A 13164-nucleotide genomic window follows, 5' to 3' on the forward strand; every position below is an offset into this window, starting at 1 on the left:
GCAGTGGACTCCCGTCCACTCCGCCCAGTGCGGTGGCCCCCGATGCGGCCAGCGAGCCCGTTGTCATCCGCAACTACGTCAACGTCCTGCTGCGACCGGACCGCACGCTGTCGGATGCCTTCTGGCGCGGCGGCACCGCCGGCAGTCACCCGGATGACCAGGTGCTGCGGGCCATTCCCAACCTGCGCACATTGCGCGTGGATACCGCATCGCCGATTGCGCGCGACACAGCCGTACCCTCCCGCCTGCGCGAAGTGCCGGTAAGGGTGCGCGCGGTGACGGCGGAGGACATTCTTTACTACGACGGCTGGTACCGGCTGGAGCCACGCGCCGATGGCAGCGGCTGGGAAATCACCGGGGCGTCGTTGCAGCCGGTGTTGCGGTGATTTCGGCGGCGGCCGGACCGTGGACACGCATGGCGCGCCCCTGACGCGAGCATCCGTAGCGACACGCCATGCGTGTCGATCTCAACAATCCATGAAGCCCCGATTCATGCAGAAGCGCTATCGTTGCGCTTCATCTCCCATCTGCTCGCCGCCATGACCCTTCGCCCCCTGCTTCTCCGCCTGGCCGCCAGCGCCGCGCTGATCGCCGTCGCGGTCGGCGCGCAGGCCGCCCCCAGCATTTCCGGCAAGGAACTCTCGGTGGGTGCCGCCGATGTCCAGCAATACCTGGACGGCAGCTTCCCGCGCACCCAGAGCGCGCTGGGTGGCCTGATCAACATGACCATGAGCCACCCGCAGTTGAGCCTGCCGCAGGGCAGCCGACTCGACCTGGGCTTCGATGTCGCGGTGGCCACCGCCGGCGGCGCACCGGCCCCGCTCGGAAAGGTCAAGCTGAGCAGCGGACTGCGCTATGACGCGCAGACCCAGGGCTTCCACCTGGACCAGCCGTCGGTGGATGACTTTACTCCCGCCAACAACGGCGGCCGCCTCGACTCGAACACCCGGAGCCTGCTCAACGCGTTCCTGGTCGACTATGCCCGCCGCGAGCCGATCTACAGGATCGACCCGACGGTGGCCGCAGTGCTGGGCGCGCTGCAGGTGCAGTCGGCCCAGGTTCGCGATGGCAGGTTGGTGGTGACGTTCAACCAGAGCCTCGGGTCGATCGTGCCGGCTGGCATGCTGGGCGACTGATAAAGCACGGTAGGTACCGACCGTTGGTCGGTACGCACCGAATGTCACCCGACCAACGGTCGGGTGCTACCGCGTTGAACGCAGAAGGCGTTCAACGCTTGGGCTGCAGCATCGTGCCCGTGCACTTCTTCGAGCCGCAGCGGCACTCCCAGATCTTCTTCAGCCGCGCGGTATGCCGCTCTGCCAGGGTGATGCCGTAGTTGTAGGTGAGTTCCTCGCCCGGCTTGATGTCGCGCAGCGCTTCAATGAACACCTTGTCCTCGCGGCGGTTGTCCCCTTCGGCTTCCTCGATCATGGCTTCGCAGTTCGGGTCGCAGCTGTGGTTCATCCAGCGCGCATCGTTGCCCTTGTAATTGGCGTCGATGACGTAGTCGTCGTTCAGGGTGAACAGAAACGTGTGACCGCTCTCCACATCCCCGGTATCATCTGCGTCCACGTCGGCGTGGCTGCGCAGCAGACCCTTGTACTGGATGACCCGCTCGCCGGCCTTCAGCGGCGCAACAGCGAACACGCCATTGCCGTGGATGGCGGACTTGCGGGCTTGGATCTTCTTGGGCATCAGGCTGGCCATTACGTAGGGAAGGGTGATTCTCGCCCGCCCGGCCGATGGTTTCCAGCACCTGAACAGCATGGGTTGGATGCTGGGACATAAAAGCGTACAATTTCAGTCCGCTTTACAACCCCACCCTTCCCATGCTTCGCGTCACCAAGCTCACTGATTACGCCACCGTGGTGCTTTCCGTGCTCGCCGCCCGTCCGGGCGACGTTCTGAGCGCCACCGAGCTGGCCGAATACGCCAGCCTGGAACCGCCCACCGTCAGCAAGCTGCTCAAACCCCTGGCCCAGGCCGGACTGGTGGAAGGCCTGCGCGGCGTGCGCGGCGGCTACCGTCTGACCCGCCCCGCCGACCAGATCAGTCTGTTCGAGGTGGTGGAAGCCATGGAAGGCCCGCTGGGCCTGACCGAATGCGCGCACGACCACAGCCAGTGCGGCCGCGAACTCAAGTGTGGCGCGCGCAGCAGCTGGCGGATGATCAACGACGTGGTGTCCGAAGCACTGCGCAAGGTCAGCCTGGCCCAGATCCTGCCCCCTATTCCCGTTGCTGACGCCCCCCGCCGCATTGCGGCGGATGTCGTCTCCTGATCCACAGGCAGCCCCCATGGCCACCGAAATCATCGATACCGTTGCCTCCGGCGACACCCCCAACCGCGAGATCCACGAGCAGCTCGGCCGCAAGTATTCGGCCGGCTTCATCACGGACATCGAATCGGACTCGCTGCCGCCCGGCCTGGACGAGGACACCATCCGTGCCCTGTCCGCCAAAAAGGACGAGCCGGAGTGGATGACCCAGTGGCGCCTGGACGCCTACCGGCACTTCCTGACCATGCCGATGCCGAACTGGGCCAAGCTGCAGATCGCCGCCATCGACCTGCAGGCACTGAGCTACTACTCCGCGCCAAAGGGCCCGAAGTACGCCTCGCTGGATGAGGTTCCCAAGGAACTGCTGGACACCTACGACAAGCTGGGCGTGCCGCTGCACGAGCGCGCCAAGCTGGCCGGCGTCGCCGTGGACGCGGTGTTCGACTCCGTGTCCGTCGGTACCACCTTCCGCAAGGAACTGGCCGAAAAGGGCGTGATCTTCTGCTCGATGTCCGAGGCCATCAAGGAGCACTCGGAACTGGTGCGCCAGTATCTGGGCAGCGTGGTGCCGGTGGGCGACAACTACTTCGCCGCGCTCAACTCGGCGGTGTTTTCCGATGGCAGCTTCGTGTTCATCCCCAAGGGCGTCCGCTGCCCGATGGAACTGAGCACCTACTTCCGCATCAACGCCGGCCACACCGGGCAGTTCGAACGCACCCTGATCATCTGCGAAGACAAGGCCTACGTGTCCTACCTGGAAGGCTGCACCGCGCCGATGCGCGATGAGAACCAGCTGCACGCCGCCGTGGTCGAGCTGGTCGCGCTGGAAGATGCGGAAATCAAGTATTCGACGGTGCAGAACTGGTACCCGGGCGACGAGAACGGCGTCGGCGGCATCTACAACTTCGTCACCAAGCGTGCCGAATGCCGTGGCGCGCGCAGCAAGGTGACCTGGACCCAGGTCGAAACCGGCTCGGCGATCACCTGGAAGTACCCCTCGTGCGTGCTGCTGGGCGACGACTCGGTGGGCGAGTTCCACTCCGTGGCGCTGACCCACCACCGCCAGCAGGCCGATACCGGCACCAAGATGATCCACATCGGCAAGCGCACCAAGAGCAAGATCGTCAGCAAGGGCATCAGCGCCGGCCGTGGCCAGAACACCTACCGCGGCCTGGTGAAGGTGGACCGCAACGCCGATGGCGCGCGCAACTACACCCAGTGCGACTCGCTGCTGATCGGCAAGACCTCCGGCGCGCACACCTTCCCGTACATCGAGGTCAAGAACCCGAGTGCGACGGTGGAGCACGAAGCGACCACCTCGAAGATCTCCGACGACCAGCTGTTCTACTGCCGCGCGCGCGGCATCGACCAGGAAAACGCGGTGTCGATGATCGTCGATGGCTTCTGCAAGCAGGTGTTCCGCGAACTGCCGATGGAGTTCGCGGTGGAAGCCAAGAAGCTGCTGGAAGTGTCGCTGGAAGGGTCGGTCGGTTAAGGAACGCATTGCACGCGTTTCATTCTTCTTTTGCCACGCATGGCGTGGCACTACGCGGGCTTCGGCCCGTATTACGGATACGTCAACATGCTGAAGATCGAAAACCTGCACGCCCGCATCGGCGAGAAAGAAATCCTCAAGGGCCTCTCGCTGACCGTGAAGCCCGGCGAAGTGCACGCCATCATGGGCCCCAATGGCGCCGGCAAATCCACGCTGGGCAATGTGCTGGCCGGCCGTGATGGCTATGAGGTCTCGCAGGGCAGCGTGCAGTTCGATGATGCCGACCTGCTGGAGCTGGAGCCGGAGGAACGCGCCGCCGCAGGCCTGTTCCTGGCCTTCCAGTACCCGGTCGAGATTCCGGGCGTGAACAACACCTACTTCCTGCGCGCGGCGCTCAATGCCCAGCGCAAGGCGCGCGGCCAGGAGGAACTGGATTCCATGCAGTTCCTGAAGCTGGTGCGCCAGAAGCTGGCCGTGCTGCACCTGAAAGACGAACTGCTGCACCGTGGCGTCAACGAAGGTTTCTCGGGCGGCGAAAAGAAGCGCAATGAAATTTTCCAGCTGGCTGTACTGGAACCGAAGCTGGCGATCCTGGACGAAACCGACTCGGGCCTGGACATCGACGCGCTCAAGAGCGTGGCCGATGGCGTGAACGCGCTGCGTTCGGCCGACCGTTCGTTCCTGGTCATCACCCACTACCAGCGCCTGCTCGATTACATCAAGCCGGACGTGGTGCACGTGCTGGCTGATGGAAAAATCGTGCAGAGCGGCGGTCCGGAACTGGCCCTGCAGCTGGAAGCCCACGGCTACGATTTCCTCAAGAACCGCGTGGTTCCGGAGGCGGCGGTCTGATGAGCGCGCTGCTCGATTCCCTTGCCAACGGCTTCTGCGGCAGCGATGCGCGCCGCGCCGAGCTGGACGCGGCCCTGCAGGCCGGCCTGCCCGGCCCGCGCAGCGAAGCCTGGAAGTACACCTCGCTGCGCCAGCTGGAACGTCGCAGCTTCAACCCTGCCCCGCTGGCCGCCCCTTCGGTGGACGCCGCCCTGCTGGCCGACATTCCGTCGCCGCGCCTGGTGTTCGTCAATGGCCGTCCGGTGCAGGCACTGAGCGACCTGTCCGGCCTGCCGGCCGGCGTGCAGGTGCAGACCCTGTCCGCTGCCTTGCAGGATGGCGAGGAGGCCCTGCGCTTCCTCGGCCGCCGCTTCGAGCGAAGCGAAGAAGTGTTCGCCCGCCTCAACGCCGCGCTGGCTGATGAAGGCGTGCTGGTGCGTGTCGAGGATGGTGCGCAGATCGAAACCCCGTTGCAGCTGGTCTTCATCAGCGCGGCCGGTGACACCGACCTGGCCTGGCACCATCGCCACCTGATCGAACTGCGCGCCGGGGCCAGCCTGGGCGTGGTCGAGCACCACCTGCATGTTGGCGACGCCGCGCACCTGGGCAACACCCTGGTGCACGTGCACCTGGCCCAGGACGCCGTGCTCTCGCACGCCCGCGTGCAGGCCGACAGCGCCAAGGCCACCACCCTGCTGCGCACCGATGCCGTGCTGGCGCGCAACGCCCGGTACCGTCGCATCGACCTGGAGCTGGGTGCCGCTCTGAGCCGCCACGAGCTCAACGTGCGCCTGGAAGGCGACAACGCGCAGCTCACCGCCAATGGCGTGCTGCTTGGCAATGGCCGCCGTCACGTCGATACCCGCCTGGGCATCGAGCACATCGCCCGCGACACCAACTCGGAAATGCTGTGGCGCGGCGTTGCCGCCAATCGCAGCCGGGTGGTCTTCCACGGCGGCATCCATATCCGCGCCGGTGCCGATGGCACCGATGCCAACCTGTCCAACAAGAACCTGCTGCTCTCCGCCGACGCCGAGATCGACACCCAGCCGACGCTGGTGATCGATGCCGACGAAGTGAAGGCCGCGCACGGCGCGACCGTGGGCCAGCTGGACGCCAACGCGCTGTTCTATCTGCGCTCGCGCGGTCTGCCCGCACCGCAGGCGCAGGCGCTGCTGAGCGCCGCGTTCTGCCATGAACCGCTGAACGCGTTGGATGCCCGGCTGACCGAACAGCTGCGCCGCCAGCTGGATCTTGCCCTGGCGCAGGCAGGCGTGGCATGAACCTGTCCACGCCGCGCCCGCTGGGTGACACCGCCGACGCGCCCGACTGGGATCGCGTGCGCCTGGACTTCCCGCTGCTGATGCGGGAAGTGCACGGCAAGCCGCTGGTGTATTTCGACAACGCCAACACCGGCCAGAAGCCGGTGCAGGTGATTGGCGCGGTGGACGAGTATTACCGCCGCTACAACGCCAACGTCAGCCGCGCGGTGCATGCGCTGGGCACCGAGGCCACCGACGCCTATGAGGGCGCACGCAGCAAGCTGGCGCGCTTCCTCAATGTGCGCACCAACGAGCTGGTGCTGTGCAGCGGCACCACCTTCGCCCTCAATCTGGTGGCGTATTCGTGGGCCCTGCCGCGGTTGAAGGCCGGCGACGTGATCCTGGTCTCGCGCATGGAGCACCATGCCAACATCGTGCCGTGGCAGCTGGTCGCCCAGCGCACCGGTGCAACGATCCGCGTGGCCGAAATCACTCCGGATGGCGCGATCGACCTCGACGCGCTGCGCAAGGCGATGACGCCGGAGGTGAAGCTGCTCGCCGTGGCGCACGTGTCCAACGTGCTCGGCACGGTCAACCCGGTGCGAGAGATCTGCCGGGAAGCACGCAAGCGCGGCATCATCACCGTGGTGGATGGTTCGCAGGCGGTACCACACCGCAAGGTCGACATTCCGGCCATCGGCTGCGACTTCTACGCCATCACCGGCCACAAGATGTGCGGCCCCACCGGCACCGGTGCGCTGTGGGCCAGGCGTGAGCATCTGGACGCCATGCCGCCGTTCCTCGGCGGTGGCGAGATGATCAAGGAAGTCAGCTTCGACGGCACCGTGTTCAACGACGCCCCACACAAGTTTGAGGCCGGCACCCCGAACATTGCCGGTTTCATCGGCCTGGGCGTGGCGGTGGACTATCTGGAATCGCTTGGCCTGGAGCACGTGGAAGCGCGCGAAACCGAACTGCTGGCGCACTTCACCGAAGAGCTCAACAGGATCGACGGCCTGCGCATCTTCGGCACCACGCCGGACAAGGCCGCGGTCGTGTCGTTCCTGATCGAAGGCGCGCACGCTCACGACCTGGCCACCCTGCTCGACCTGGAAGGCGTTGCCGTGCGCTCCGGCCAGCACTGTGCGCACCCGCTGCTGCAGTACTACGGCGTGGCCGCCACCTGCCGTGCCTCGCTGGCGTTCTACAACACGCACGCCGAAATCGAGCGGTTCATTGCCGCACTGACCAAGGTGCGCAAGCTGCTGGGGTGACGTAAACATGCGACAATGAGAACACTTCTCATTGTCTTGTCCGTCGATGTCGTCCCCGGTGGTCTCCCCTGCTGCGCTCGAGCGACCCTTGGCGGCTGCCATCGTCGTTCTGGCCCATATTGGCCTGTTCGCCGGGCTGCTCTGGACCCAGCATCGCGTGGCGCTGCCACTGCCGCCACCCGAGGCCGACCGCACCCAGCTGGTGCTGCTGCCGCCGCGCGCACCGGAAGTGCCGGTGGAAGAGGTGATCGCGCCGACCCCGCGCGACGCCTCGCGTGTCCACCAGCAGAAACCGCAGCCGCCCCGGCCGTTGCCGGTGACGCCGCCGCGCGACACTGCCAACTGGATCATTCCGCCCCCCACCCCGCCCAAGCCGGTCATTGATGCTCCGGCCCCGGTGCAGCAGCAGGCCTCGGTGGCCGCCGCTCCACCCAGTCCACCATTGCCGCCGGGACCCAGCGAAACCACGCCTGGGCGCGACAGCTGGGAAGGCCGGGTGATGGCGCGCCTGGAGCGCTTCCGCCGCTACCCGGTGCCGGCCCGCGCGCGTCGCCAGGAAGGGGTGGCGTACGTCCGGGTCAGCCTGTCGCGCGAAGGCCGCCTGTTGGCGCTCGCGCTGGAGAACGGCACCGGTCATGCGCTGCTGGACCAGGCCGCACTGGATACCTTCCGCCGCGCCGAGCCGCTGCCGCCGGTGCCGGCCGACCGTTCGGCACCGGTGGAGCTTTCGTTCCCGGTCGAATTTTTCATGCGCTGACACCACCTTCGTCTGCGCTGCACGCCACTGCTGCCGGCCACAGCACCATCCACATCATCCTTTTCATCGCACCTGCCCACACTGGTCCGGACCCGTCATCGTCGACCCGACATCGGGGCCCGCCGCAGGGGCCCGTTTTGACGCTTCCGGCGCTGCACGCGCTCAGCCGCGAGGCAGGTCATTGCTCTAGAATGCGGGCCATGAGCACCCTGACCTTCCGCGCGGCCACGCTGGCCGACATCCCCGCCCTGATCACCTTGGTCACCTCGGCCTATCGGGGCGACGCCAGCCGCGCCGGCTGGACCACCGAAGCCGACATGCTGGACGGCGCGCGGATCGACGCGCAGGGGCTGCAGGCGGATATCGAACGCTTGCGCAGCACCGTGCTGCTGGCCGAGCGCAATGGCGCGCTGGTGGCCTGCGCACATGTCGCCGACGAAGATGGCAAAGGCTACTTCGGCATGTTCTCGGTCGACCCGGCCCAGCAGGGCGGCGGCGTCGGCAAGCAGGTGATGGACGCGGCCGAGGCGCACGCCGCGCGCGAATGGGGCGTACCGGTGATGCAGATGACCGTCATCGATATCCGCGACGAGCTGATCGCCTTCTACGAGCGCCGTGGCTATGTGCGTACCGGGATCAAGAAGCCGTTCCCGTATGGCGACGAGCGCTTCGGCATTCCCAAGCGCGACGACCTGCGCTTTGAAGTGCTGGAAAAGCCGCTGGTGACGCAGCCATGAGCGATACCTGGACCTTCGTCTGCGCGAGCGCCGAGCTGCTGCCGGGTGAGATGAAGAGCACGTTCGACGAGGTGACGGGCACCCCGATCGTGGTGTTCAACCTGGATGGCGAACTGTACGCACTGGAAGACCAGTGCACGCATGAAGAGTTCGAGCTTTCGTCCGGCACCTTCAACACCGATGAGGGCAGCATCGAATGCGTCCTGCACAGCGCGCGCTTCGACGTGCGCGACGGTCGGGCGCTGTGCGCACCGGCCTATACGCCGGTGCCGAAGTTTCCGGTGAAGCGTGAGCACGACGGGGTCTGGACCCGCGACGACCGCGATTGAGAGCCCCGCGGTAACGGCGTGTGACGCCATGTCACGCGCAGTAACGGATGCGAATCATTATCGTTTGTGTTACCTTGTCGATTCCTTTCGCCCGCGTCCACCTGTCCGATGGGTTCTGCCCGCGACATCGCCCTGCCCGCACGCCTGATCGCACTGGTCTCCAGCGCGGTGGTGGTCCTGTGCCTGCTGGTGGCGTTCACCGGTAGCGGCGGCGCACCGCTGGCAGGGACGATGGGTCATCTGTCGGCCCTGACGCAGGCACCGGCACCGGCGCAGAACGGCACTCCGGGGCCGGTGGCCATCGAAAGCGGTACGCACGGCAGTCAACGCGGCGAAGCCGAACCCGACACGGCGCGTGAGGGCAGCGCCACGTTGGCAGCCCGCGCACCGGCGTGGGCGCTGCCAGCCTCCCTCCCCGGGGCGCTGCCCCTGCGCGAAGCCGGACTGGCGTTCGCGACGCGATTACCACGTTCGCACCTTTCCCAGGCCCCGCCCCGCGCGGCCTGATCTGCCGCGCCGCGATCTGCGGCGCTGACCGGGCCACGCCCGGCGCTTTCCCTGCGTTCGTTTCCGCTGTCCCGCGCCCTCCCGCGCATGGCTCCCCCGCCTGTGCGCGCTTCCGGGCATCCGTCCCTCTTTGCAGACCATCCACTCATGATCAAGAGCCGCAAGCACGCCTCCCCTTCCCGCAGCGCCACCGGACTGGCCACCGCCAGCCTGGTCGCCGGCCTGAGCCTGGCCACCCTGCCGCTGGCCGCACAGGCCGACGCCAACGATCCGGCCAAAACCCTCGACCAGATCGACGTGCACGCCGTGCACGGCTACAAGGCGGAGAAGCTGTCCTCGCCCAAGTTCACCCAGAGCCTGCAGGACACCCCGCAGACCGTGCAGGTGATCACCAGCGACCTGTTCAACCAGCAGGGCGCGACCACCCTGACCGAAGCACTGCGCAACAGCCCGGGCGTGGGCACCTTCTACGTTGGTGAGAACGGCAACACCAATACCGGCGACAGCATCTTCATGCGCGGCTTCGACACCTCCAGCAGCATCTTCGTCGACGGCGTGCGCGACCTCGGCTCGATCTCGCGCGATGTGTTCAATACCGAGCAGGTCGAGGTGAGCAAGGGCCCGGCCGGCACCGACAACGGCCGCTCCGCGCCGACCGGTGCGATCAACATGGTCAGCAAGCAGGCCAACCTGCACAACGCCCTTGTGGGCACCGTCTCGGTCGGCACCGACGATCAGGCCCGTACCACTGCTGACTGGAACCAGACTCTGGGCGCGACCAGCGCGCTGCGCCTGAACACGATGTGGCAGGACAACGACCAGCCCGGCCGTGACCACGTCAACAACAAGCGCTGGGGCATCGCGCCGTCGCTGGGCTTTGGACTGGGCACCAACACCCGCTATTACCTCAATCTGCTGTACGTGGACCAGGACAACATCCCCGACGGTGGCGTGCCGACCCTGGGCCTGCCGGGCTGGACCCCGCAGCCTACGCTGGAGCAGCTGGCCGGCCACCCGGTGGATCCGGAGAACTTCTACGGCACCCGCGCCGACCACGACGACGTCACCGCGAAGATGGCCACGTTCCGCTTCGAGCATGACTTCAACGACAACGTGCGCCTGACCAACACCGCACGCTGGGGCCGCACCGAGCAGGACTACCTGCTGACCGCCTTCATGGGCACCGGCACCCGGGGAGCCAACGGCGCACCGACCGGAAACATCCGTTACACCGACCGCAGCAACCTGGACACCTACACGATCGCGCGCAGCCTGCCGACCTTCAAGGACCAGGAAAACACCATCCTGACCGACCAGCTCAACCTGCGCGCCGACTTCGCCACCGGCGCGGTGCGTCACTCCCTGAGCACCGGCCTGGAGTTCACCCGCGAGGAACTGGAAAGCTTCGGGCAGGCCGCCACCGGCGGCACCACCTGGTCGGCGGCCAACCTGTACAACCCGGACTGGAACGCCACCGGCCTGACCTGGGCGCACAACGGCGCGGACAGCTACGGCAAGACCACCACCTCGTCGGTGTATCTGTTCGACACCCTGGCCTTCGGTGACAGCTTCCTGGTCACCGCCGGCCTGCGCGCCGACCACTACAAGACCGAATACCAGAGCGCCTCGGTGTGCGGCGGCCGTGGCCCGGCCTGCGGCAGCAACCCGGCCGGCACGGTCATTGCCAACCCGTCGCTGGAGCATTCCGACACGCTGTTCAACTGGAAGCTGGGTGCGGTGTACAAGGTCGGCAGCGTGGTCAGCCTGTACGCCAACTACGCCCTTTCGCAGCAGCCTCCGGGCGGCAGCAACTTCGCCCTGAGCAGCTCGGCCAGCAGCGCCGACAATCCGCGCCTGGACCCGCAGAAGGCCAAGACCTTCGAAGTGGGCACCAAGTGGGCGTTCCTGGACGACGCACTGGCCTTCAACGTTGCGCTGTTCAAGACCGAGGTCAGCAACGAGATCAACACCCAGGTGCTGGACGACGCCGGCAACCCGACCCAGACCGGGAAGAAGTCTGTGAAGGGTATCGAGGTCTCCACCGTGGGCCGCATCACCGACAACTGGTCGGTGTCGGCCGGCTACAGCCACCTCGACACCGAAGTGGAGGAAGGCGCGAACGTGGCTGCCGACGGCACCCGCAACCTGACCTACACCCCGGGCGACACCTTCACCGGCTGGACCACCTACGTGCTGCCGTTCGGGCTGACCGTGGGCGGCGGCGTGCGCTACGCCGGGCAGATGCATCGCGGTACCGATGGCGCGGTGGGCACCCCGGCGTTCACCAGGTCGTACACGGTCTACGACGCGGTGATCTCCTACGCGTTCAACGACCGCCTGTCGCTGCGCTTGAACGGCTACAACCTGTTCGACAAGGAGTACGTGGCCGCGATCAACAAGAGCGGGTACCGTTACACCCCGGGCGCGCCGCGCAGCTTCCTGCTCAGCGCGGATTACCGCTTCTAAGGGCTCCTGCCATGCTCCTGCACGTTCCGAACGTTCTGCGTCCCGACGAACTGGCCCATCTGCAGCAGGCCCTGGCCGCTGCCGACTGGACCGACGGCCGCGAAACGGTCGGCGTGCAGGGGGCGCAGGTCAAACGCAACGACCAGTTGCCCGATGCGTCCCCGCTCAAGGCCGAGCTGGGGCGCATCGTGCTGGCGGCGCTGGAACGGCATCCGCTGTTCTTCGCCGCAGCATTACCGCTGCGGATCCTGCCGCCGCGGTTCAACCGTTACCAGGGCGGTGGCGAATATGGCTTCCACGTCGATGGCGCAGTGATGCGCCAGCAACTGGATGGCCAGCTCATCCAGCTTCGCTCGGACGTGTCGTGCACGCTGTTTCTGGCCGACCCTGAAAGCTACGACGGTGGCGAGCTGATCATCAGCGACACCTATGGCGAGCACGAAGTGAAGCTGCCTGCAGGCGATCTGGTGCTGTATCCGTCCAGCAGCCTGCACAAGGTCAGCCCGGTCACCCGCGGTGCACGTGTGGCGTCGTTTTTCTGGGTGCAGAGCATGGTCCGGGACGACAGCCAGCGGCGGGCATTGCTGGAGATGGATACCGCGATTGAAACACTGCGCGTGACCGGGGCGGATGCGTCGGCGGTGCTGCAGTTGACCGGGGTGTATCACAACCTGCTGCGACGCTGGAGCGAGACGTAGAGCCGGCGCGACGACCAACGGTCATCGCCTGCCAGGCGTCGATGTAAATTATTCCTATTTGCATATGCATTTCAATCTCACTACAATCCGCGCCGCATCCTGAAAGGACTCCTGCGTGCGCCATTCCCACCGCCATCGCTGCTTTGCCCCCGCCATGCGCGGGCAGCGCCCGGCGTTGGCGACGGTGCTGGCGTGGCTGGCCCTGCTGTCGATGCTGGTGGCCGGATTGCCCGTGCTGGGCCACGCCCCCGATGCGGCCGCAACCACGCTGCAGCAGCCCGCAGAAGAACGTCGCGGTGGCGAACTGGCCGAGGAATCCCCGGCCAAGCTGCGTCGGGTTGCCAGCGCGCGCCCCGCCTCCCAGGCCGAGCGCGATCCGCAGCCGGCTCCGGTTGAATCCTTTGATGCGCTGATCGCCACCCTGGCCGATCTGCCGCCTCAGGTTGTTCCCGCCATCGATTCGGCACCGGCTGCGCCGCTGCCTGCGGCTCCCGGCCGTCGCGTCCAGCGCGGCCAGGCTCCCCCCCAGGGC

15 protein-coding genes are annotated in these 13164 nt (G+C 66.7%); 14 read left to right on the top strand and 1 reads right to left on the bottom strand.

Features of this window, described 5'->3' with window-relative positions:
- Together EGJ34_RS22300 and EGJ34_RS16725 are read left to right on the top strand one after the other, a co-directional pair.
- Positions 1-386, top strand: a 386-nt coding sequence (locus tag EGJ34_RS22300; RefSeq protein WP_185750216.1) for a hypothetical protein, incomplete at its 5' end; no start/stop codon positions are given.
- Between the two features lie 153 nt (positions 387-539).
- Positions 540-1136, top strand: coding sequence for a DUF1439 domain-containing protein (locus tag EGJ34_RS16725; protein ID WP_125361622.1), 597 nt, complete (start codon positions 540-542; stop codon positions 1134-1136).
- A 91-nt stretch (positions 1137-1227) separates the two neighbouring features.
- Here the strand turns inward: EGJ34_RS16725 and EGJ34_RS16730 are convergent, their stop codons facing one another.
- Positions 1228-1695, bottom strand: coding sequence for an SET domain-containing protein-lysine N-methyltransferase (locus EGJ34_RS16730; RefSeq protein ID WP_125361623.1), 468 nt, complete (start codon positions 1693-1695; stop codon positions 1228-1230).
- A gap of 134 nt (positions 1696-1829) precedes the next feature.
- On the opposite strand from EGJ34_RS16730, the gene EGJ34_RS16735 reads away from it, so the two are divergent.
- The 12 genes from EGJ34_RS16735 to EGJ34_RS16790 form a co-directional block, all read left to right on the top strand.
- On the top strand, positions 1830-2279 hold the full coding sequence (locus tag EGJ34_RS16735; RefSeq protein WP_125361624.1) for an SUF system Fe-S cluster assembly regulator: 450 nt from the start codon (positions 1830-1832) through the stop codon (positions 2277-2279).
- Between the two features lie 16 nt (positions 2280-2295).
- The gene (gene sufB / locus EGJ34_RS16740) at positions 2296-3771 is read left to right on the top strand and encodes a Fe-S cluster assembly protein SufB (RefSeq protein ID WP_125361625.1); all 1476 of its coding nucleotides are present in this window, start codon (positions 2296-2298) and stop codon (positions 3769-3771) included.
- Between the two features lie 87 nt (positions 3772-3858).
- The gene (sufC, locus tag EGJ34_RS16745; protein ID WP_125361626.1) at positions 3859-4623 is read left to right on the top strand and encodes a Fe-S cluster assembly ATPase SufC; all 765 of its coding nucleotides are present in this window, start codon (positions 3859-3861) and stop codon (positions 4621-4623) included.
- A complete protein-coding gene (sufD, locus tag EGJ34_RS16750) occupies positions 4623-5885 on the top strand; it encodes a Fe-S cluster assembly protein SufD (RefSeq protein WP_125361627.1) in 1263 nt (420 codons plus the stop codon). The genes sufC and sufD overlap by 1 nt, the downstream gene beginning before the upstream one ends.
- Positions 5882-7138 carry a cysteine desulfurase gene (locus EGJ34_RS16755; protein WP_125361628.1) on the top strand — a complete coding sequence of 419 codons (1257 nt, stop codon included), beginning with the start codon at positions 5882-5884 and terminating at the stop codon, positions 7136-7138. Before sufD ends, EGJ34_RS16755 begins: the two co-directional genes overlap by 4 nt.
- A gap of 46 nt (positions 7139-7184) precedes the next feature.
- Positions 7185-7895, top strand: coding sequence for an energy transducer TonB (locus EGJ34_RS16760; RefSeq protein ID WP_125361629.1), 711 nt, complete (start codon positions 7185-7187; stop codon positions 7893-7895).
- A 200-nt stretch (positions 7896-8095) separates the two neighbouring features.
- Positions 8096-8632, top strand: coding sequence for a GNAT family N-acetyltransferase (locus EGJ34_RS16765; RefSeq protein ID WP_125361630.1), 537 nt, complete (start codon positions 8096-8098; stop codon positions 8630-8632).
- Positions 8629-8961: a non-heme iron oxygenase ferredoxin subunit gene (locus EGJ34_RS16770; protein WP_125361631.1), complete on the top strand. Its 333-nt coding sequence runs from the start codon at positions 8629-8631 to the stop codon at positions 8959-8961. Before EGJ34_RS16765 ends, EGJ34_RS16770 begins: the two co-directional genes overlap by 4 nt.
- Positions 8962-9069: 108 nt before the next feature.
- Positions 9070-9468, top strand: coding sequence for a hypothetical protein (locus EGJ34_RS16775; RefSeq protein ID WP_125361632.1), 399 nt, complete (start codon positions 9070-9072; stop codon positions 9466-9468).
- 147 nt (positions 9469-9615) lie between these two features.
- Positions 9616-11934, top strand: coding sequence for a catecholate siderophore receptor Fiu (locus EGJ34_RS16780; RefSeq protein WP_125361633.1), 2319 nt, complete (start codon positions 9616-9618; stop codon positions 11932-11934).
- A gap of 11 nt (positions 11935-11945) precedes the next feature.
- A complete protein-coding gene (locus EGJ34_RS16785; protein ID WP_125361634.1) occupies positions 11946-12632 on the top strand; it encodes a Fe2+-dependent dioxygenase in 687 nt (228 codons plus the stop codon).
- Positions 12633-12747: 115 nt separating this feature from the next.
- Positions 12748-13164: hypothetical protein (locus EGJ34_RS16790; protein ID WP_125361635.1), on the top strand; the 417-nt coding region annotated here is incomplete at its 3' end.

Source organism: Stenotrophomonas sp. 278 (assembly GCF_003935715.1).
Classification (GTDB): domain Bacteria; phylum Pseudomonadota; class Gammaproteobacteria; order Xanthomonadales; family Xanthomonadaceae; genus Stenotrophomonas; species Stenotrophomonas maltophilia_AH.

Excerpts from the sequence above, each read along its gene's own strand:
- EGJ34_RS16725 (WP_125361622.1), top strand. The coding sequence starts at position 540 with ATGACCCTTCGCCCCCTGCTTCTCCGCCTGGCCGCCAGCGCCGCGCTG.
- EGJ34_RS16730 (WP_125361623.1), bottom strand. The coding sequence starts at position 1,695 with ATGCCCAAGAAGATCCAAGCCCGCAAGTCCGCCATCCACGGCAATGGC.
- EGJ34_RS16735 (WP_125361624.1), top strand. The coding sequence starts at position 1,830 with ATGCTTCGCGTCACCAAGCTCACTGATTACGCCACCGTGGTGCTTTCC.
- sufB (WP_125361625.1), top strand. The coding sequence starts at position 2,296 with ATGGCCACCGAAATCATCGATACCGTTGCCTCCGGCGACACCCCCAAC.
- sufC (WP_125361626.1), top strand. The coding sequence starts at position 3,859 with ATGCTGAAGATCGAAAACCTGCACGCCCGCATCGGCGAGAAAGAAATC.
- sufD (WP_125361627.1), top strand. The coding sequence starts at position 4,623 with ATGAGCGCGCTGCTCGATTCCCTTGCCAACGGCTTCTGCGGCAGCGAT.
- EGJ34_RS16755 (WP_125361628.1), top strand. The coding sequence starts at position 5,882 with ATGAACCTGTCCACGCCGCGCCCGCTGGGTGACACCGCCGACGCGCCC.
- EGJ34_RS16760 (WP_125361629.1), top strand. The coding sequence starts at position 7,185 with ATGTCGTCCCCGGTGGTCTCCCCTGCTGCGCTCGAGCGACCCTTGGCG.
- EGJ34_RS16765 (WP_125361630.1), top strand. The coding sequence starts at position 8,096 with ATGAGCACCCTGACCTTCCGCGCGGCCACGCTGGCCGACATCCCCGCC.
- EGJ34_RS16770 (WP_125361631.1), top strand. The coding sequence starts at position 8,629 with ATGAGCGATACCTGGACCTTCGTCTGCGCGAGCGCCGAGCTGCTGCCG.
- EGJ34_RS16775 (WP_125361632.1), top strand. The coding sequence starts at position 9,070 with ATGGGTTCTGCCCGCGACATCGCCCTGCCCGCACGCCTGATCGCACTG.
- EGJ34_RS16780 (WP_125361633.1), top strand. The coding sequence starts at position 9,616 with ATGATCAAGAGCCGCAAGCACGCCTCCCCTTCCCGCAGCGCCACCGGA.
- EGJ34_RS16785 (WP_125361634.1), top strand. The coding sequence starts at position 11,946 with ATGCTCCTGCACGTTCCGAACGTTCTGCGTCCCGACGAACTGGCCCAT.